The 19,263-nt window shown below is 38.3% G+C and carries 20 protein-coding genes; 9 read left to right on the top strand and 11 right to left on the bottom strand.

What is annotated here, in order from left to right; genetic code table 11:
* Window positions 1–76: 76 nt before the first annotated feature.
* The 5 genes from BR30_RS0111125 to BR30_RS0111105 all read right to left on the bottom strand — a co-directional run bounded on the left by BR30_RS0111125 (window position 77) and on the right by BR30_RS0111105 (window position 6,556).
* Window positions 77–994 carry a VOC family protein gene (locus BR30_RS0111125; RefSeq protein ID WP_026565091.1) on the bottom strand — a complete coding sequence of 306 codons (918 nt, stop codon included), beginning with the start codon at window positions 992–994 and terminating at the stop codon, window positions 77–79.
* Window positions 995–1,415: 421 nt separating this feature from the next.
* Window positions 1,416–2,231, bottom strand: coding sequence for an ABC transporter permease (locus tag BR30_RS0111120; RefSeq protein WP_026565090.1), 816 nt, complete (start codon window positions 2,229–2,231; stop codon window positions 1,416–1,418).
* Entirely contained in the window at window positions 2,228–3,253 is a 1,026-nt protein-coding gene (locus BR30_RS0111115) for an ATP-binding cassette domain-containing protein (RefSeq protein ID WP_026565089.1), read from the bottom strand. The genes BR30_RS0111120 and BR30_RS0111115 overlap by 4 nt, the downstream gene beginning before the upstream one ends.
* 536 nt (window positions 3,254–3,789) lie before the next feature.
* Window positions 3,790–5,895, bottom strand: a complete 2,106-nt coding sequence (locus BR30_RS0111110; RefSeq protein WP_026565088.1) for a HAMP domain-containing sensor histidine kinase — start codon at window positions 5,893–5,895, stop codon at window positions 3,790–3,792.
* On the bottom strand, window positions 5,870–6,556 hold the full coding sequence (locus BR30_RS0111105; RefSeq protein WP_026565087.1) for a response regulator transcription factor: 687 nt from the start codon (window positions 6,554–6,556) through the stop codon (window positions 5,870–5,872). Before BR30_RS0111105 ends, BR30_RS0111110 begins: the two co-directional genes overlap by 26 nt.
* Window positions 6,557–6,824: 268 nt before the next feature.
* Here BR30_RS0111105 and BR30_RS0111100 point away from each other — a divergent pair, with 268 nt between their 5' ends.
* From BR30_RS0111100 to BR30_RS0111080, 5 genes are all read left to right on the top strand, one after another.
* The gene (locus tag BR30_RS0111100) at window positions 6,825–7,427 is read left to right on the top strand and encodes a DUF421 domain-containing protein (RefSeq protein WP_026565086.1); all 603 of its coding nucleotides are present in this window, start codon (window positions 6,825–6,827) and stop codon (window positions 7,425–7,427) included.
* A gap of 176 nt (window positions 7,428–7,603) precedes the next feature.
* Entirely contained in the window at window positions 7,604–7,843 is a 240-nt protein-coding gene (locus BR30_RS0111095) for a hypothetical protein (RefSeq protein ID WP_026565085.1), read from the top strand.
* Window positions 7,844–8,110: 267 nt separating this feature from the next.
* Complete coding sequence (locus BR30_RS0111090; RefSeq protein WP_026565084.1) at window positions 8,111–8,476, top strand: DUF2089 domain-containing protein; 366 nt, start codon at window positions 8,111–8,113, stop codon at window positions 8,474–8,476.
* A 12-nt stretch (window positions 8,477–8,488) separates the two neighbouring features.
* Window positions 8,489–8,878: an SHOCT-like domain-containing protein gene (locus tag BR30_RS0111085; RefSeq protein WP_026565083.1), complete on the top strand. Its 390-nt coding sequence runs from the start codon at window positions 8,489–8,491 to the stop codon at window positions 8,876–8,878.
* A 10-nt stretch (window positions 8,879–8,888) separates the two neighbouring features.
* Window positions 8,889–9,170: a hypothetical protein gene (locus tag BR30_RS0111080; RefSeq protein WP_026565082.1), complete on the top strand. Its 282-nt coding sequence runs from the start codon at window positions 8,889–8,891 to the stop codon at window positions 9,168–9,170.
* A 109-nt stretch (window positions 9,171–9,279) separates the two neighbouring features.
* On the opposite strand, the gene BR30_RS33165 is transcribed toward BR30_RS0111080, so the two are convergent.
* A complete protein-coding gene (locus tag BR30_RS33165) occupies window positions 9,280–9,492 on the bottom strand; it encodes a hypothetical protein (protein ID WP_035445383.1) in 213 nt (70 codons plus the stop codon).
* A 472-nt stretch (window positions 9,493–9,964) separates the two neighbouring features.
* Between BR30_RS33165 and BR30_RS33160 the strand changes: the two genes are divergently transcribed.
* Complete coding sequence (locus tag BR30_RS33160) at window positions 9,965–10,222, top strand: aspartyl-phosphate phosphatase Spo0E family protein (RefSeq protein ID WP_035445380.1); 258 nt, start codon at window positions 9,965–9,967, stop codon at window positions 10,220–10,222.
* A gap of 754 nt (window positions 10,223–10,976) precedes the next feature.
* Here the strand turns inward: BR30_RS33160 and BR30_RS37300 are convergent.
* Together BR30_RS37300 and BR30_RS0111055 are read right to left on the bottom strand one after the other, a co-directional pair.
* Window positions 10,977–11,150, bottom strand: a complete 174-nt coding sequence (locus tag BR30_RS37300; protein ID WP_180230285.1) for a hypothetical protein — start codon at window positions 11,148–11,150, stop codon at window positions 10,977–10,979.
* Between the two features lie 258 nt (window positions 11,151–11,408).
* A complete protein-coding gene (locus BR30_RS0111055; protein WP_026565081.1) occupies window positions 11,409–12,371 on the bottom strand; it encodes a bile acid:sodium symporter family protein in 963 nt (320 codons plus the stop codon).
* Window positions 12,372–12,596: 225 nt separating this feature from the next.
* Here BR30_RS0111055 and BR30_RS0111050 point away from each other — a divergent pair, with 225 nt between their 5' ends.
* Together BR30_RS0111050 and BR30_RS0111045 are read left to right on the top strand one after the other, a co-directional pair.
* Window positions 12,597–13,700: a 5-methyltetrahydropteroyltriglutamate--homocysteine S-methyltransferase gene (locus BR30_RS0111050; protein WP_026565080.1), complete on the top strand. Its 1,104-nt coding sequence runs from the start codon at window positions 12,597–12,599 to the stop codon at window positions 13,698–13,700.
* Between the two features lie 269 nt (window positions 13,701–13,969).
* Window positions 13,970–14,827, top strand: coding sequence for a dimethylarginine dimethylaminohydrolase family protein (locus BR30_RS0111045; protein ID WP_026565079.1), 858 nt, complete (start codon window positions 13,970–13,972; stop codon window positions 14,825–14,827).
* Between the two features lie 127 nt (window positions 14,828–14,954).
* On the opposite strand, the gene BR30_RS0111040 is transcribed toward BR30_RS0111045, so the two are convergent.
* From BR30_RS0111040 to BR30_RS0111030, 3 genes are all read right to left on the bottom strand, one after another.
* Entirely contained in the window at window positions 14,955–15,497 is a 543-nt protein-coding gene (locus BR30_RS0111040; RefSeq protein WP_026565078.1) for a ferric reductase-like transmembrane domain-containing protein, read from the bottom strand.
* Between the two features lies 1 nt (window position 15,498).
* A complete protein-coding gene (locus tag BR30_RS0111035; RefSeq protein ID WP_026565077.1) occupies window positions 15,499–16,377 on the bottom strand; it encodes an FAD:protein FMN transferase in 879 nt (292 codons plus the stop codon).
* A gap of 72 nt (window positions 16,378–16,449) precedes the next feature.
* Window positions 16,450–16,815 (bottom strand): hypothetical protein, encoded by a 366-nt coding sequence (locus BR30_RS0111030; RefSeq protein ID WP_026565076.1) that lies wholly within the window; start codon window positions 16,813–16,815, stop codon window positions 16,450–16,452.
* 845 nt (window positions 16,816–17,660) lie between these two features.
* Between BR30_RS0111030 and BR30_RS35830 the strand changes: the two genes are divergently transcribed.
* A complete protein-coding gene (locus BR30_RS35830; protein WP_081825410.1) occupies window positions 17,661–19,175 on the top strand; it encodes a DNA/RNA non-specific endonuclease in 1,515 nt (504 codons plus the stop codon).
* Window positions 19,176–19,263 lie beyond the last annotated feature (88 nt).

Genomic DNA, 19,263 nt, shown 5'->3' with positions numbered 1-19,263 from the left:
TTTCCCCTTTGTTTTAAGTATTTTTCGTGTCTTCATACTCAATAAATCTTCCAAATATGTAGCATAGCCTGTGTCCTTATTCTCCCTTGTATGCTTCTTTTAATTTCGCAAGATCAAATTTCTTCATTTTAAGAAATGCTTCCGTTAGGCGGGCAAGTTGCTCTGGAGTGCCTTTACTCATCATCTTGTCCATCTCAGTTGGTACAATCTGCCAGGATAGACCAAACTGATCTTTCAGCCAGCCGCATTGCTCGGCTTCAGGAACGGCAGAGAGCCTTTCCCAGTAGTAATCAATCTCTTCTTGTGTTTCACAATATACCATAAATGAAAATGCCTCGCTAAAACTGAAATTGTGCTTATGCGCGCTATCCATTGCGGAAAACCACTGATTTTCTAAGCTATAATCAGAGAACATAATGGTTCCTTCTTTGTCAGGTTCCATGCCTTTAGGATAGCGAGCGATAAGTCCCTGCTTTGAGTTCTTAAATACCGATAAATAAAAGTTAATTGCCTCTTCCGCTCTCCCGCAATTATCACCGACAAACAAAAGAGACGGCACTAATGGGGGACGCTCTTCGCCTTCTGGATTGGTAAGCATTAACTGCCAGGACAAACCATACTTATCCTGAATCCAGCCAAACTTCTCACTGAACGGGTACTTATCAAGTGGCATTAAGGCTGCGCCACCTTCGGACAATTTGTCCCAAACCGCTTGTAATTTTTCTCCCGCGTCCTTTTCTCGTGAAGGGTCAAAATTTACGATGAAAGATACCGATGGATTGAGCTTGAAATGAGGCCCTGCGCTGATTGCCATGAACTTCTGCCCCCAAATTTCAAACGAAACAATATCGGAGTCGCCTGATGGAGTATCGTGGATTGTTGTTACATTCGCAATCTTTGAGTCTGGGAATATGGAAGTGTAAAACTCGGCTGCTTCTTTTGCCTCCTTGCCATACCATAAATGCGGAACGATTTTTTGATTTGTTTTCGACATAGTTCTTCCTCCTTAATTTGTATTCAACAAGAATGTGACCAAAATTATTGTGTAAAGTTTAGTTATCATTCCTACTTATTTTTACCATTTTCATTCAGTTTTAACTTCTTTTAGTTATTTCAATAATCTTATATCTTCTCTTTCGTTAACCCAAAGTCCTTCATCAACATTGAAAATACCACAAGGACGGTTCTCATGGCTTATTATGATGATTGTGTACCATCAGAACCGTCCCCATGATCACACGAAAAAAGTAAGAGCGCTCGTTGCTCTTACTTTTTGCATTTTCCTATTTTTAGCTCTTCACGTTTTGAATTTGACCATAATAAAAATTTACCATATTTTGCATTTTCGCAATTCAGACCTGCCCCCGAAGCTGTTATACAATCTATTAATTAGAGAATGACACGAAATTTTATGTCTATGCTCGGCGCATATATGCACGTACTGTGATAGGTGCAAAGATCGCTACAATAACAGCAGAACCAATAAGGGAGATGCTGAAATCCATACCAATGGTTCCAGAATTGGCAAGTTCTCTGACAGCTGTCACAAGATGCGAAACTGGGTTGAACTTCACGAACCACTGAAGCCAATTTGGCATTGTTTCAACTGGAACAAAAGCATTAGAAAGGAAAGTAAGTGGGAACAGCACTAGCATCGAGATTCCTTGTACGCTTGAAGCCGTACGTGCAATCACACCGAAGAAGGCAAAAATCCAGCTAATTGCCCAAGAGCACACAATCACAAGTAGGCCAGCGATTGCGACATAACCTAGACCTCCATCAGGTCTATACCCCATAATATATCCCATAACAAATGTAAGCACAGTGGCAATGGCGTACCGAATGTTATCTGCCAACAATGCTCCTGCTAATGGAGCAATACGTGCAATCGGCAATGACTTAAATCGATCAAACACGCCTTTATCCATGTCCTCACGCAGTTGGACGCCCGTGACAATGGAGGTTGAAATCACCGTTTGAACCAGGATTCCAGGAATAATGACTGGTAAATAGTTCTGTACGTTCCCAGAGATAGCCCCGCCAAAAATGTAAGTAAACATCAGCGTGAAAATGATTGGCTGGAGTGTAACGTCAAACAATTGTTCTGGTGTTCGACGAATTTTCAATAAACCTCGATAGGCCATTGTAAACGAGTTACGTACTGTTTGACCGATGCTCGTGTTATTTTTTAATTGGCGATTAGAAACCATCTCCACCGTATTGTTTTTCATATGCCTACCCCCTCTTCTACCGGTTCACCAGGCAATTTTGATGTGTCTTCTACACCATGACCAGTAAGGTTCAAAAAAACTTCATCGAGTGTTGGTTTTTGCACACTCAACTCAGCCAATTGGATTCCTGACTCACGGAAGGCGATAAGTAAGTCAGTCACTGTATTAGCATCCGCCATTGGTGCAATAATCTTCCCGCCTTCGGACGTCACATTCGACTGAACTTTGAGTACCCGTTCAACCGTTTGACGAGCGTTCTCCATATCTTTTGTATTTATTATTCTCAATTGTAACGATGAGTTCCCCACTGACGCTTTCAATTCGTCCACAGTTCCTTCTGCGACAACTCTGCCACGATCGATAACAGCTATCCTATCAGCAAGTTCATCTGCCTCTTGTAAGTACTGCGTTGTTAACAATACCGTTGACCCCATCTTTACCAATCGGCGGATGGTCTCCCACATTTGATTACGTGTCCGTGGATCCAGTCCAGTCGTCGGCTCATCCAAGAAGATAAGCGGTGGCTGTGTAATGAGACTTGCCGCTAAATCTAATCTGCGACGCATACCACCAGAGAAATTTTTCAAAGGACGTTTTGCAGCTTCTGTTAAACCAAATTCCTCTAACAACTCGTTTGCCTTACGCTTTGACTCTGCACGTCCTAGTCCTAACAGTCGAGAAAAGATGACTAAATTCTCCGTTGCACTTAGGGACTCGTCTACCGATGCGTACTGGCCAGTCACTCCAATTAGTTGACGTACTATCTGTGCTTCTTTCACTACATCGTGTCCAAAGATTCTTGCTGAACCCTCGTCTGATCGTAAAAGCGTTGCCAGCATTCTGATTGTGGTAGTTTTCCCTGCTCCATTGGGACCCAGCACACCATAGATAGTACCTGCACGTACGTTCAAATTTACCCCATCAACAGCACGGTTATCGCCAAACGTTTTAACAAGTCCACGCGCTTCAACAGCCAAGTCCCCATTCTCTGGAAATACCATCTTTCTATTTATATAATTCATCCCATTCCTCCTCAAATAACTGGATATATAAAGAGAGTAGCAAACAAATGTGAATTCAAAATGAACTATTGACTAATTCATTTAGAACCACAAAGGATACCCAGTGTGTTCGCAGCAGTTTATGCCTGAACATCTCCAATTAGCCTTCCGCCACGAACCGACACCCTTTCGACCAAATTCCGAATAGGCAATACTATTCAAACGTTTGGTTAAAACATGCGCATCTATTGATTTATAAGCTTTTCACATGCAAGCACTGAATGAAAATTGTCGATACGCGTTTAAAAATTCCGCAGGAAATAACCCAACTTTCTACAAAAATAAGTCGGTTTCTCCCATTACTTTTTCAGACATAATAGCGAGTGGTGACATGCACCGGACCTTATATGAAAATGTAGCAAAAAAACCGCTGCAAGCAACCATTGCAACGGTCTAATCTATTCTTATGTTCTCTCTTTAATGATCATTTCCTTACTGTTTTTGTCAGACCGATGATGCACCAATTATTAATGGTTGGTGCATTTCTATACCGCAGATCAACTTTCTTCCACATCTTTCGATTGGGTGTCAGGCACCTTAGGGAAAGTAATCACAGCCTTAAATAAATCTCCGTCCACGTGGATGTTAAATTTCCCTTTTTGAACTTCGATGAGACTTTTCGCAATCGATAACCCTAGCCCGCTACCTTGGCTGGATCTGGATTCATCGCCCCGCTTAAAACGTTCCATTAATTCATCTGCTGAAATATTTAGCTCATAGGCGGAAATGTTCTTAAAGGTAAGCTGAATTTCGCTGCCTGCATCCTCGATTTCGATATAGACTCTGGAACCATTGAGCGCATATTTAAAGATATTCGATAATAAGTTTTCAATCGATCTCCATAGTAATTTTCCATCCGCTCTAATATACATCTTATCCTTGGGATGATTCAGCTTGAATTGCAAATGGGAAGCTTCAATTTTATCATTCACTTCTCCAAGTCCCTGGGTAATTAAAGACACAATATCAATTTTTTCAAAATCAACGGAAATATTTCCACTCGTCGCTTTGGCGGCTTCAAATAAATCATCCGTCAGTAGTTTTAGTCTTTTTGATTTTTGATCCAAGATCTCGATATATTCGGCGGCTCTTGGCGTAACCTCCTCACCTTTCAGTAAATCCACATACGTGATGATAGAGGTTAACGGGGTTCGAATATCATGAGATACATTGGTGATTAACTCCGTTTTTAAACGCTCACTTTTGAGTTCACGATCAACAGCCTTAGTCAATCCATCCGTGATGCTGTTGATGTTGCTCGCAAGGGTGTTAAACTCTCCACGGGCAGCCACCTCGATTCGATGATGAAGATTTCCAGCCTTAATTCTTTCCACTCCATCCTGAATAGCTTGAAAACTCTTAACCTTTCTAAAAGCAAACCAAGCGGCCAGTCCTATGGTAACCGGAAACATAAAAAACGTTAACGCAACCACTACTGGGTAACCAATGACGATTAATACGGTCTTGACCGCGATATTTCCTGTTTCATAGACATTTCTTACAATCGTTATGAGCTTATGGATGATAGCAAAAATCAGGGTATGCTTAAAGAACGTTTTATGTTTCATATGTTTAACCAATGAGAGAATCAGAATAAACACGGCTGCTGAAATCGGGATGGTGATGGGAATGGCTATTTTATCTATACTTTGGTGTGCCACATTATCCATCCATGTAACCCAAATGGCAATTAGGCTAATACACAGCACAATATTAATATCATTGTATAGTTTATTCACTAGATGAAGGTGTACATGATCATCTGTAAATGACCTTCTTCCTGTAACGAGGAGGAGATAGCCAAATGAAAGGATGAAACCTATCAAAAATGCGGCTAAAATAGAAAGGTTCTTTGTGACAACTGCTTTATCTTCCTTCCAATCGTTTATTTTTTGGTTTAAAAAGTCATCAGTAAATGCAAGATACACCACTGTCTTGTCCTGGTTCAATTCCTCAATTGGTTCCGTAATCGCATGTATTTGCTCATTCTCTTCCACCACTTTAGGATAAATCTCTTTCTTATAATCCCCAAATATCAAATACGCAGGATACCCTGTAAACTGGCTTTTTTCCTTCATAGTCGTATTTGTATAGACATTTACACCATCGCTGGCATAGTATAACGGATTTTTCTGCTCTGAAAGCTCCTGCAATAAGGCATGATAATTCCTTAAATCATCCTTTATCAGCTTTTCTCTAGCCTGCTTAATCTTGTTGGCATACTCTGTTTTAAAGGTGGAATAGTTCTCCGCCTCGCTTAATTCCGGTCGATAGCTCTTAGAATTCACCTGAAAATCGGAATATAAATTGTCCTCTTCCATCCTCAAAGTAACTTCATTAACCGTACCGCCCTTTAAAATATTATCCTCACTCTTATACTCTCGAAGAAGGGTGGCGAGATTGCTCACGACCTTTTCATTTTCCCTCACATATGCCTTACTTAAAAGATAGTCCTCTTCCATCACCATGCTAAAATAACCATCATTGACCACCTCCACCTGGATCATCGCTTTGATGATTCCTGTAAAACAAACGACTGCGATCATAAAAACGATGATTTTCGTTGTTAATAAGTGGCTATATTTTTTCAACTTTATATCCAACTCCCCACACCACCTTTAAATATTTTGGCTCCTTCGGATTGATTTCGATTTTCTCTCTTATTTTTCTAATATGTACGGATACGGTATTTTCTGGACTGAATGATGTTTCATTCCATACCCTTTCATAGATATCCTCAATCGAAAAGACTCTTCCCGCGTTAGCCGTCAGCAATTTCAAAATCTTATACTGTACCGGTGTAAGATGGACCTCTTCCCCATCGACTGTGATGATTTTACTTTCATCATCTATGACCAGTCCTCCCGTCCGAAAGATATTCTTCTTCGTTTCAAGACTTCCTAATGTGGTATATCTTCTCAACTGGGACTTGACCCTTGCAATCAGCTCCAGAGGATTAAACGGCTTTGTTAGATAGTCATCTGCCCCTAAATTTAAACCGATAATTTTATCCGAATCCTCCGATTTAGCAGAAAGCATAATCAATGGTATATTATTTTCTTCCCTAATCTTCATCGTGGCCCTTAACCCATCCATCATTGGCATCATAATATCCATGATAATAAGATGAATCTCATGATCCTTGATGATATCTATGGCTTCCAACCCATTAAACGCTTTAAATAGTTGATATCCTTCATTTTCTAAATAAATTCCGATCGCATCGACAATCTCCTTATCATCATCACAAACCAACACGTTCATGGAAATTCACTCCCAACTTGTGTATCTACTATTTCTATCACCTTTTAGTATGCCTGCAAAAAGAATCATATCAAGCAAATCTTAACAAACACATGATGAAAATCTTAAGATTTTCTTAATGTCTAAATCATTTACAATAGATATTAAAAAGAATAAAAGCATCAACTATGTTCCTGAAGCTAGGGGTTTTACGCTTCTTTTTGATAATATTAATAACTTTTTAGCATCCTAATCATAGGACATTTAAAACTATAAAAAGGGTGATTAGGTGGATTTCTCGTTCATTTGGCAATCGTTCGTTTTAATTTTAGCAGGTATTTTACTGATAAGAATTTCCGGTCGAAAATCAATCGCACAGATGACACTTTCGCAAACAATCCTTATGATATCTATTGGTACAATCATTGTTCAACCGATTGTTGAAAAGAGTATGCTAAAGGCGGTTGGAGGAGCAGCGGTCTTTGTGGCAACAGTCTTGGTTGTGGATTATTTACAGCTAAAATTCAATGTCATTGAAAAATTTATCACAGGGAAATCCAAAGTGGTGATTGAGAATGGGGAAATCAACCAGCAAAATTTAAAAAAGCTTCGCCTAACCGTTGATCAGCTAGAAATGAGAATGCGAAATCTAGGGATATCTAAAATGGGAGATGTGAAATATGCAACGATTGAACCGAATGGATTACTTGGATATGAATTGAATGATGATGCTAAGCCTTTAACTACGGGAGAGTTTAAACAGTTAATGAACTCCTTTTTAGCTAAATCCCCTGATCTAAATGAGATTAATTCTCCTAGTAAGCAAGAGGCAATAAGCATTTTTGAGGAACTCGATGGCAAGAAAAAGAACAATCCCAAATATCTACAATGAATCCAGGAAATCAACGGTTCACTTGCCCTCTTATAAGCAAATATGTGCACGACACCAAAATTCAAAAAGGTTTGATTATTGTCAAATCATGAAGACCCATTAGGTAGAATCTTAACGTATACTTAACTAGAGAAATAAATGATACCGATTACCCTAAGGGCGGAGAGGATGATGGGATGCGAGTGGTAACAAAGTTGAAAATGGATGAACTAGAGATTATTAAAATCTACACTGGCAAAAGCTTGACCATAACAGTAGAAATTTTCACCGTTCCGGACGGCTATAAAAGCTTGGCAACTAACTCCTACCACTGCCATGACTCTTTAACAGGTATCGGATTGCATAAAGATAAAAAAGAGAGTGCGAAACTAGCCATCAAAGATTTACGAGAATTGATGACAGCGTTTAAGGACTAATACACGAATGACCACAAAACCATGCTGAACCAGCATGGTTTTGGTTTTATTACGCATAGACACACACTTGATAACGCCCCTCTGGTTTTGCTTCCCTTCATCGCAAGGACAAATTCCTCCCCGCTTAAGTTAACAAAAACAACAAATCAATAATTTTAATCAAAGAATTAATTATTTTAATTTTTTTTATAAAATAAATGAATTTCATTATTTACTATTTAATTTTATTGATTTATAATCAAATCAAATAAAGGAAAGGAATTCATTATGGCATATAAAGTAATCACAAATTGTCCGGTCTGCAGCAAAACATTAAGGATTACGAAGCTGCAGTGCTCTCATTGTCACACGACGATTGAAAATGAGTTTGAATTCTCCAAACTGGCGTCATTATCAAAGGATCAGCTTCATTTTGTGGAAGTATTTTTAACATGCAGAGGGAGTATCAAGGAAGTTGAAAAGGAAATGGGGATTTCATATCCAACCGTTCGAGGCAAACTAAACGACATCATTTCAGCCCTTGGATATGTGCAAAAGAAGAAAAATGAGGTAGACGAGAAAAAGGTTGTCGCCATGTTGGAAAATGGCGAAATCACTCCTGAAGAAGCCATTAGGCTTTTAAAAGATGAATAGGGGGAATTTTTCATGAAAGAGGAAATTGCAAGAGTATTAACCATGGTGCAAGAGGGCAAAATTGATGCGGATAAGGGGTCAGAACTGATCCAAGTATTACAGGCGAAAGAAGAAGCAGGAAGTAAGCTAGTAGAAAAACCAACGAAATATTTAGATAAAACATTAAAAGTTCGTGTGGTATCAGCAGAAAATGATAACGTCACGGTCAATTTGCCCGTAAAACTTATCAAGGCAGTATTAATGGCGGGACACAGCATCGCATCCAGTATTCCTCAATCAGAAAAGTATGTAAAGGATCTCGACATACACCTTATTATTGAAGCAATTGAAAACGAATTAGATGGCCAAATTGTGGATGTTAAATCGGCAAACGGAGATACCGTTTCTGTCATTATTGAATAGTGAGTGGCTTATGCTCCATCTAAAAGTGAAAGCAAAAGACGTTCGGCTCACGATCCCCATTCCATATGCCATTTTAAACATCGGTATTTCCATTTTGTCTTCAAAATTTATTCATCAACAGGCAAACAAATGGACAAAAGAGTACTTCGAAAGAAAAAAACTAGACATTACCATTCCACAGATAGACAAAAAAATGCTAAAGCCCATCGTCGAGGAACTGAAAAATCATAAAGGAATCGTGCTCGTAGATGTCAAAGCGAAGGACGGTACTGAGGTTAAGATTAGACTATGATGTTTTATAGAATACACACACCGGTCACTGACCGGCTTTTTTATTTAACTCATGTAAAGAGCATTGCCTTTCCTTATCGGGTGGTGACAGTGTACCGTATTTTAGAGAATTAAGTACTTAAATTTCCCATCATTTGTTGATCAACTACTTTTTCAAAATCAACCGGTTTATTTAATGTAATTCCTCTGCGATTCATAACTGTAATAATTAATCCTAATTCATAATACATAATCTTAGAAAGTATCCCTTTAAGTATGTTTTGATTAATTTCATTAAAAAAATCTAGTAATACATCAGTAGGTAATTTTTCATAACTAATCATTAGGTACACCTTCCCGCACAAATTTCTTATTACGAATTATTTTAAAGAATATTGAAATCATTTTCAATTACTTTTCAAAACTTTCTGAATTTTTATCCCAATAAGGTACTGGCAAAATTGTTACATCAGCCCACGGTGGGATTAATACACCAATTTGTAAGCGTTATTAATATCATAATAGAAGAAACTCGTTTTTTTATTTTTAAGTCTAGCTTACTATCTACCTATTAGTTGTTGAACACTTTGCACCTTTTAGTCTGAAAGTCCTTCAACTCTTTAGAAACTACCAAATGAGTGAGTTAAACAGACCCTTTTGTCGAAAAAACTGCAAGCCTCGTCTAATTTTGTCTCCTTTTAACTTGTTTTATCGAATCTATTCCATATCAGTTAATAAATGCTATAATTCATTTTAATTCTAATAGATATTAAATTTACTGAAAGTTTACTAAAAGTTTACGAGGTGTTATCGATAATGAGACTTGCCCTATGTGAAGCTGCTATTAAAGAGAAAAAAAACGAAATGATTAAATTAGGAATGACAAAAGGACTTCAAAATGAAGAAACCATCAATTGCAGCCAAGAACTAGACAAACTTCTTAACGATTATAATAGGTTATTATCGGACAATAAACATTCTAAACCTATTAATTATTACGATGACTATTACTCTTTACTTAGAGAACACATATTTAGGATTTTATCGCTGCCTTACAAATATTTTTTAATTTAAATGCAATAGTGATACCTCCACTTAAGTCCTTTAATAAACATTTCTAAATGTGTTTAGATTCGTTAGTAATTATAGAGAGAATGCACACATGGCATTCTCTTTTTTTGTCTATTATTAATCAAGGCTTTTTAGGTGGGTGAAATAGGGGCTTAGCAATTATCAAATGGGATAGATGGGAATTTTTTCTTTTTTTATCTACCTTCATTGTTGTAATTAGCAATTGAACTGTAATGACTAACATTAAAATCAAAATCACAGCACTCATATAGTATTGAATATTAGGTTTATATCCGTACGTACCGAATAGAAAAAAAGATAAGATAAACAAAAAAGATAAAAACAGCTCAAAAATTAATGTAATGATAAAAAATAGGATATAAGGAATAACAATCTCTTTGTGAGAAACGTGTTTTAAAGTTAATCCCTCCCAACATAAGTCTGCTAGTTTATGTATTTTCCTCATTGGTACCACTCCTATTAATCCCAACTCAAATCAGGGCGTCAATTAAAGAATATATAAATAGGACTAATTATTTCCTTATTGTCGGAAGAATAAACTATTATTTTTCTTTTATTGTATTTGCGTTGGTTTTATAGCAGTACCTCTAATTTAAAAATAGGTATTAATACTGTTACGCAGTTTAGTATTGCTCTAAAGAAACTTTTAAGCATAACAAAAAGGCTTCACTGGGAGCGAAACCTTTTTGTTAACAAAGCTCATATTAATCTAATGTCTTGATGTAAATTAGATATCCTAACCTACTTTACTTTCTTCTATGGCATGTTGCCAACTTGGGTAGTAATGCAAAGCACTCCGCATTAAATCAGGATAAAGTTGTTTTACCTCTTTTTTACGTAGAGAATTACCTTGGTTCTGTAACTTCTGGATCTGAGTAATGACTTCCTTTGATGTTAATGGAACATCCATTTTTCATTCCTCCCTTTCCGAGTTATCTTTACTATGTTTCCCTTTGGCTAACAATATAAAACCCGAAAGCATAGTTGTATTCCCTTTTTGACTGCAAGGATTTGTAGAAATGGCATTACCACTTCCCTATCTATTTTATCCACTTGGTGTGTACTTTCAGTGAAGAAAATATGAAAAAATTATGAAATGTTACCACTGTCAAACAAAATCTCAGAACAAAAAAAACCTCAGCCCAATTAGGCTGAGAGGTGATTAAAATTAACCCACACGTTTCATACTTTCCTCGTTTTGACCCTTCTCCTTCATCCGGCTAAAAATATTCGCTAGAACCGAACCAGATAAATTATGCCAAACGCTGAAAATCGCACTAGGAACTGCCGCTAATGGAGAGAAATGAGCGGTGGCGATAGCGACTCCCAAACCGGAGTTCTGCATGCCGACTTCCATTGCAACAGCCTTCTGTTTCGCCAGATCCATCCCGCATAAACGGGCAAAGAAGAACCCAAGCAAGAATCCTAACACATTATGAAGAATGACCACTCCAAAAATAATCAGACCCGTTTCGGCAATTTTGGCCGCACTTCCTGCTACTACAGCAGATACAATTAACACAATCGCAACTACGGAAACAAGCGGCAATGCTTTGGCACCGGCTCTGGCCTGCTTTCCAAAGAACTTTTTAATAATAAAGCCCAGCGCCAATGGAATAATGACCACTTGTACAATGGAAAGGAATAATGATGCCACACTGACATCCACCCACTTACTAGCAAATAAAAGGATAAGCAATGGTGTGACAAATGGTGCAAGAATCGTAGAAACAGAGGCAATCGCCACTGCAAGCGCCACGTTTCCTCTTGCTAGAAACACCATAACATTCGAAGCCGTTCCACTCGGGCAGCATCCTACTAAAATAACACCTACAGCAACTTCCTTCGGTAAATCAAGACCGACCGCCAATATAAACGCTAAGAGCGGCATGATGATAAAGTGGCCGATGACACCAAGTGCTACTTCCTTTGGTCTTCTAAAAACTTCTTTAAAATCTGATAATTCCAGTGTCAGCCCCATGCCAAACATAACAATTCCTAATAAAGGAACAATATATCCTCCTAACCACACAAAGTGGGCTGGAAAATTAAATGCAACAACAGCAAAGATTAATACCCATAATGTAAAGGTCTTTCCAGCAAAGCCGCTGATTTTCTCGATGACTCCCATAATATAATACCCTCCTAAATTATTTCGTTTTTCCAAATAATCAATATTTTTATATATTAGAATAAATATTTAAAAAAATCAATATTTTCTGCAAAATAATATTTTCACTAAAAAATGCAAAGGCTTACATGTTTAAAGAGGATTTGCAGTAGATATTTCATCTGTGCATTGTTTGAAAATTTTCTATATAATAAAAATTATATTTATTAAAGGAGCTTACAAATAATGACAAAAACACTTACCAGAGCACCGTTCAAAGCCGATCACGTCGGAAGCTTCCTTCGTCCAGAACGACTAAAACAAGCACGTCTTCAAAAAGAAAACGGAGAAATCACTGCGGAACAACTTCGTGCTATTGAAGATGAAGAAATCATTAGATTAGTAGAAAAACAAAAAGAAGTAGGTCTTTCAGCTGTTACTGATGGAGAATTCCGCCGTGCTTGGTGGCATTTCGACTTCCTAGCAGGCCTTGAGGGCGTAGAGCTTTACGAAGCTGAAGCAGGTATTCAATTTCACGGTGTCCAAACAAAAGCTCACGGACTAAAGGTTAATGGAAAACTAGATTTCGGTCCGCATCCATTTATCGAAGACTACAAATTCTTGCACAGCATCAAGGGTGACCATGTCGCAAAATTCACAATTCCAAGCCCAAATATGCTTTTCTTTAGAGGAGTTATTGAAGAAGCAGCTTATCCAAACAAAGATGAGTTCTTTGATGATTTAATTAAGGTCTACCAAAAAGCGATTCAGGCATTTTACGAAGCAGGCTGCCGTTATTTACAGCTTGATGACACTTCCTGGGCTGTGTTTTTCTCTGAGAAAGGTCACCAACAAATTTCCGATAAAGGCTATACTCCAGAAGAGTTAATTAAAATATTCACTCGTGCCATCAATGAATCGATTGCTAACAAACCAGAAGATATGGTCATCACCATGCATATCTGCCGTGGAAACTTTAAATCTACTTACACAGCAAGCGGCGGTTATGATAACGCATCTGAATATATCTTTGGCGAATTAAAGCTTGATGGCTTGTTCTTAGAATTTGATGATGAGCGCTCTGGTGGGTTTGCGCCGCTTCAACACGCCAATCGCAAAGATGTACAAATCGTTCTTGGTCTAATTACATCGAAGTTCGGTGACCTAGAAGATCCAAATCAGATCAAAGCACGGATTGCAGAAGCAGCAAAGTTTGTAGACTTAGACCAACTATGCCTAAGCCCACAATGTGGATTCTCTTCTACCGAAGAAGGAAATCTATTAACAGAGGAACAGCAATGGGACAAAGTTAGACATGTGATTTCGATTGCGAATGATGTGTGGAAATAAGAGAAATTGGAAGCGCTGGGGACGGTTCTTTTGCTTCCGTGATATCAACTATCCTAATATATATGTACTTACACTAAAGGCAAGGGCTACCACCCTTGCCTTTAGTGCTCTTAAATGGGTGCTAACTTTTTATATTCTTTTGTTTCAGCTGTAAATTCCTTTATTAAAGACCCTATGATGCAAAGAGATTCCTTGTTGTCTCTGTTTATAAATAATAACGATAGATTAGGAAAACCAAATTTAAATAGAGAACGCAGGAGGGCAGCAAAATGGCAGAAATCCCAAAGTCAGACATCAAGACTTTTTGCATGAGTGAATACGATGTATTAAAACGAGTAATCCTTTGTCAGCCTCAATATATGACGATCCGCGAAGTAATAAATGAAACGCAAGAGCATTTTAAGAATGAAGGTATTCATATTGAACGCGCGCTTGAGCAACACAGTAATTTTGTCAAAACGCTAAAGCAGAATGGCATCGAAGTTATTTTATTGCCTTATCATAAAAAATATCCTGAACAGGTCTTTACCCGGGATATTGGTTTTACTCTAGGGCAAACAATCTTTGTTGCTAAGATGGCAACGGATGTTCGCGAAGGGGAGGAAAACGTTTTAAAACAATGGCTGGAGGATGAAGAAATCTCTTATTATAATTTAGCCGAGGAACGAATAGAGGGCGGAGATGTTGTGATTGATCGGGAAAGAATTTACGTGGGGCTCAGCAATCGAACTGACCGTAAAGCTGCTGATCAATTACAGCGTCTTTTGAATCAATTCAATGTCATTCCCATCGCCTTTAAAGCAAAATACCTGCATCTGGATTGTATATTTAATGTCGTTTCTCCTGATGTGGCCCTTATTTACCCAAATGCCTTAACGAAAAAAGACATCGAGATTTTTTCTTCACGCTATGAATTAATTGAAGTTTCGGAAGAAGAACAATTTCAATTAGGTACAAATGTATTGAGTATTGGGAACAAACGGGTATTAAGTCTGCCGGTCAACGAGAAGGTAAACAAGCAGCTTCGTAACCGAGGCTTTCAAGTTATTGAAGTGGATATCACAGAAATCATTAAATCTGGTGGCTCCTTCCGTTGTTGTACCCTTCCTATCTTACGAGAAACGTAAAATAATTATATAAAAATGACCATATAAACAAACCTCAAGCCCGTAAAGGGTGAGGTTGTTTATATGGTCATAAGATACATCCAAAAACCATATAAAAAAATGGCTTGGAGAAACCTCCAACCCGTTTCTAAATTGCTCCATTCCCTTCCACTAACTTCTTCTTATCAGAATCAGAAGGAAACATACCTAGCATGAGAACTACTGGTACGATATTAACCACCGCTAAAACCGTCCCTTGGAAATCTGTACCACTCATTAACCCGTGTACAGTAACTAAAATATACAAAATAGGGTTAAGCGCATGCAGCTTTTGCCATTTTTTATAACCAATTTTCTTTCGGAATTTCGATGTGACAATCGTTAGAATTAAGAAATAAGTCGCAATCGATCCTAATCCGATAGAAATCGTTTCATAGCTGCCGCTAAAAGGAATCAGGATATCAGACCAACTAAATTTCATGTAAGCATCAATCAACAAAATTCCTAAGTGACCGGCAGTCATAATCAATGACCAATCTGACAATACCTCATGAAAAAGAAGGAGATTATTCACTTTTTTTTTTCGTTTCTTCTGGACCGCGGAATATAGTCCTGTTAATACCGCTAAATATAATAATAGATAAGCCACAATCCCTGTCGCTCGGATTGCGTACCATTCTAAAGACTCCATTTTATTCCCCACCTCTCCAAATTTCTTTTGCCTCATTTATGATAACCGCTGGATTATTTTTGACAGAAAGCAAGGCCTTCCCGCGCTCTTCTCCCAATAAAAGAACTACTTTCGCTAATACATCTGCCTCAACTGCCGTAGGCGCCGTTACCGTAGAAGAGATAATGGTGCTTGCAGATGGTTCGCCTGTTGCGGCATCAATAAGATGATGCTTACTACTTCCATTCACCGTCCATCTTCTTTTCATCGAAGTAGAAGTAGCTACCGCCCCTTCGGATACCTGGATGGAAGAGAGCATTTTTGATGGATCAAAGGGATCTTCAATACCAATATTTAAGAGCCGCGGCAGACTTCCAAAAGTCCGAATATCTCCGCCAACATTAACAAACCCATATCCAATATCGGATAAGATATCAGCTGCTCGATCGACCACCCAGCCCTTAGCAATTCCACCTAAATCAATCCGAGTATGCAAAACTACGATTTGTCTAGCCTCATCTAATTGATAAGGTCTCACTTTCGTAAACACTGGAGCTATAGGGGAAGGAGCCGTCAACTCCCTCCCTTTGATTAGCTCAATCGATTTTGTATAGCCGCTGTTTTCAATCGCTGACAATATACCTGGGTTAAACACTCCATTTGTTTCTTCGTAAAATCTAAGTGCTTCTTTTAAAATACTAAATAATTGGTCCGATACCTCGACTTCTTTCCCAAGCTGCTGATTTAACTTGGATAACTCACTATCCTCTTTAAACCGGCTGCAGGTGTCTTCGACAGAGGCAAATAATTTATAAACGGGCATGAGATCATTGGCAAATAGTTCTTGATTGATTGATAGTTGTACCATTGTACTCATGGAATTGAAGTTATATTTATACATGTTCAAGTTCCTCCTGTAGTAGGATCAAATGCACCATTGTACTCATTGAAACGAAATCATTCTTATTCATGATCAGGTTCCTCCGGTTGTCGTATCAAAGCCTCCATGTTGACTCGAAAACGAATGGTCTTGTGAAAAAGATTGATCATCTGACTGCTCAATTCCACTGTTGTCCGTAGAATCTGCACTAGTATCAGTAGATGTACTAGTATCATTTGATGTACTAGTGTCAGTAGATTGGCTAGGGACCTCATAGGTGATTGATGAATCTTGGGTACTTCCACTTTGAGAGACTTGAGTTGAATTTTGTGTGGTCGCTACTGTAGTTGTTGTGCTTGTTGTATCTTTATTGGTAACTCCCATATATGACATCATTCCGGCGACGAGAGCAAGACTGGCAAAGCTCACTCCCCAAGAGGTAAATTTCTTTTTTGGCATGTGAAGGACTCCTTTCAGTTATAAAATGCTTTCTAAGTCCATGTCTGCATTATGAAACGCCAACCTTAATTTAGTCTTAACAGGAATATAGGATCACAGGGACGACTCTCCTGGTTTTTACTATCGAAGTAAACACCCATTTTTACAAAATATGTATAAAAAAAACAATTACTCTTTTGGAAAAATAATCAATAAGAGGTTTTTTTCTATATGGGCAATCAAGCGCGTCCCTCCACTAGAACAGTCCCCCTGGCCACCCCTAAAGCTACAAGATGTCAATTCCCAGTAGTGAGAGGTAATACGAATGAAACACAAAACAAAAATAGCCCCTAAATTATGAAAAAACATAATTTTGGGGCTATTTCATTAATCCTCACTATGCATTTCTTTCCGCACAGAGGGCTACCTCCACTGATTTATGAAAACTAGATATTCATTAAATAACAACTTCCGCTAACTAGACAATGATACAAGTGCAATCTTTTTCAGTCCACAATAAGATATCAGAGATTAAGTCTATTTACGATGGAAGCAGAATCAGTTTACTGAAAATTAACATTATTAGAAAAAGTTAAATGCTATTGTAAATTTTAACAAGGTATACACAACACATAATTGTGATTTGTATTTATGCCATGTGGAATGGGTTGTGCTATATGTTTTTAGCGAACGAAGAATCGGGCTCATCAAAATTAATGGAAGGAGGTGCTGAAGAATTATTTAGGACTTTTATTTAAATAGACCGATAGCTACTGAGAATCAGGTTTATCCTATCAATTTTGTCCTGGCTATTCTATTTTTCTATCCATTTCATTTTCCTAAAATCAATAGGAGGTTATCGCTATATGTCTGAAAGCAAATCGGTACAACGAGCAAATTTACCAAAAAAGGACAAAGAAAATATTATAAAAAAGGCAGCCATTCTTGTTTCTACGTGCCTCATGTTTTTAGGTGCGATAGCTAATATAAATATTACACCTGCACAAGCTGCCGTAGGAACGCATGTTGTAATCAGTGAAGTTTATGGTGGTGGAGGCAATAGTGGTTCATCCTATAAAGATGATTATATTGAACTCTACAATCCTACAAATTCTAGTGTTAGCTTGTCTGGATGGTCTGTTCAATATGCCTCTTCAACTGGTACGTTCAATAACATTACAAATTTAACAGGCAGTATTGGCCCACATCAATACTATTTAATTAAACAGGCTAGCGGCGGTGGAGGAACGGTTAATTTACCGACTGCTAATGTTACAGGTACTACAAACTTAAGTGCAACCAGTGGAAAAGTTGCATTAGCAAAGGTTACCACCTCGGTATCGGGTTCAACAGATTCAAATGTTGTCGATTTTGTTGGCTACGGTTCTGCGAATAATTCAGAAACTTCTCCAGTAGCTACTCTATCTGCAACTAAAAGTGCAGAACGTAAAGACAATAACGGTGGAACCGTTCAGGGGCAAGGTAATGGTTGGGACACGAACAATAATGCAATGGACTTAGTGATTACAAGCAACTTGGCTCCTCAGAATTCATCTTCACCGGCTGAACCTACAACAGAAACAGGAACAGACCCAGGTACAGATCCAGGAACACAGACAGGTGTTGATGATGATAATATGGGGCTGGGGAATCCAAGCGGTGCCACAGCAGTTACTTCCAATTCCAATAATTATTTAATGAATAAGCAGCAATATACACTATCGTACAACAATAGTAAACACGAGCCAAACTGGGTCAGCTGGCATTTAGGTTCCTCTGATATTGGAAGCACTCCGCGTCAGGATGACTTCCGTGCAGATACCACATTGCCGTCGGGATGGTATCAGGTTACTGCTAGTGAATTTTCTGGAAGCGGATTTGACAGAGGGCACTTGACTCCATCTGGTGACCGAACTTCTTCTGTTGCCAACAATTCAGCTACGTTTCTTATGACCAATATGCTCCCTCAAGCTCCAAATAACAACCAGATTACATGGGAAAATTTAGAGTCATATTCCCGTAAACTTGTTTCAGCTGGAAACGAATTATATATTATTTCCGGAGGTTACGGAAGTGGGGGTACCGGGTCAAATGGATATAGAACGACGGTAGGGAATGGAGTTGTCGTGCCGGCAAAAGTATGGAAGGTAATCGTAGTATTGCCTAAGGGAAATAGTGATATTAGCCGTGTATCCACTTCGACAAGAGTAATCGCTGTGATGGTGCCGAATGATCAAACTGCTTCCAGTCAACCTTGGAGCAACTACAGGGTAAGTGTTGACTCGATCGAATCTTTGACCGGATATAATTTCCTATCTTCGATTTCAACAAGCATCCAAGGCAGCATCGAAGCCAATGTTGACAATGGTCCTACAAACTAAGCGACGTGGACGGTTCGCCTCTGGCTTTTTGAGTAAAGTAAGTGATCATTCCCGTTAAGTGCTCTAACTTGAAGTTGAACTTAATGAA

Source organism: Bacillus sp. UNC41MFS5 (assembly GCF_000686805.1).
The sequence above is the reverse complement of the archived record's forward strand: the minus strand, read 5'-3'. Positions and strand labels throughout refer to the sequence as shown.

Coding starts and splice junctions, on each gene's coding strand:
- BR30_RS0111125 (WP_026565091.1), bottom strand. CDS start 994: ATGTCGAAAACAAATCAAAAAATCGTTCCGCATTTATGGTATGGCAAG.
- BR30_RS0111120 (WP_026565090.1), bottom strand. CDS start 2,231: ATGAAAAACAATACGGTGGAGATGGTTTCTAATCGCCAATTAAAAAAT.
- BR30_RS0111115 (WP_026565089.1), bottom strand. CDS start 3,253: ATGAATTATATAAATAGAAAGATGGTATTTCCAGAGAATGGGGACTTG.
- BR30_RS0111105 (WP_026565087.1), bottom strand. CDS start 6,556: ATGAACGTGTTGGTTTGTGATGATGATAAGGAGATTGTCGATGCGATC.
- BR30_RS0111095 (WP_026565085.1), top strand. CDS start 7,604: ATGCGAGTGGTAACAAAGTTGAAAATGGATGAACTAGAGATTATTAAA.
- BR30_RS0111090 (WP_026565084.1), top strand. CDS start 8,111: ATGGCATATAAAGTAATCACAAATTGTCCGGTCTGCAGCAAAACATTA.
- BR30_RS0111085 (WP_026565083.1), top strand. CDS start 8,489: ATGAAAGAGGAAATTGCAAGAGTATTAACCATGGTGCAAGAGGGCAAA.
- BR30_RS0111080 (WP_026565082.1), top strand. CDS start 8,889: ATGCTCCATCTAAAAGTGAAAGCAAAAGACGTTCGGCTCACGATCCCC.
- BR30_RS33165 (WP_035445383.1), bottom strand. CDS start 9,492: ATGATTAGTTATGAAAAATTACCTACTGATGTATTACTAGATTTTTTT.
- BR30_RS33160 (WP_035445380.1), top strand. CDS start 9,965: ATGAGACTTGCCCTATGTGAAGCTGCTATTAAAGAGAAAAAAAACGAA.
- BR30_RS37300 (WP_180230285.1), bottom strand. CDS start 11,150: ATGGATGTTCCATTAACATCAAAGGAAGTCATTACTCAGATCCAGAAG.
- BR30_RS0111055 (WP_026565081.1), bottom strand. CDS start 12,371: ATGGGAGTCATCGAGAAAATCAGCGGCTTTGCTGGAAAGACCTTTACA.
- BR30_RS0111050 (WP_026565080.1), top strand. CDS start 12,597: ATGACAAAAACACTTACCAGAGCACCGTTCAAAGCCGATCACGTCGGA.
- BR30_RS0111045 (WP_026565079.1), top strand. CDS start 13,970: ATGGCAGAAATCCCAAAGTCAGACATCAAGACTTTTTGCATGAGTGAA.
- BR30_RS0111040 (WP_026565078.1), bottom strand. CDS start 15,497: ATGGAGTCTTTAGAATGGTACGCAATCCGAGCGACAGGGATTGTGGCT.
- BR30_RS0111035 (WP_026565077.1), bottom strand. CDS start 16,377: ATGTATAAATATAACTTCAATTCCATGAGTACAATGGTACAACTATCA.
- BR30_RS0111030 (WP_026565076.1), bottom strand. CDS start 16,815: ATGCCAAAAAAGAAATTTACCTCTTGGGGAGTGAGCTTTGCCAGTCTT.
- BR30_RS35830 (WP_081825410.1), top strand. CDS start 17,661: ATGTCTGAAAGCAAATCGGTACAACGAGCAAATTTACCAAAAAAGGAC.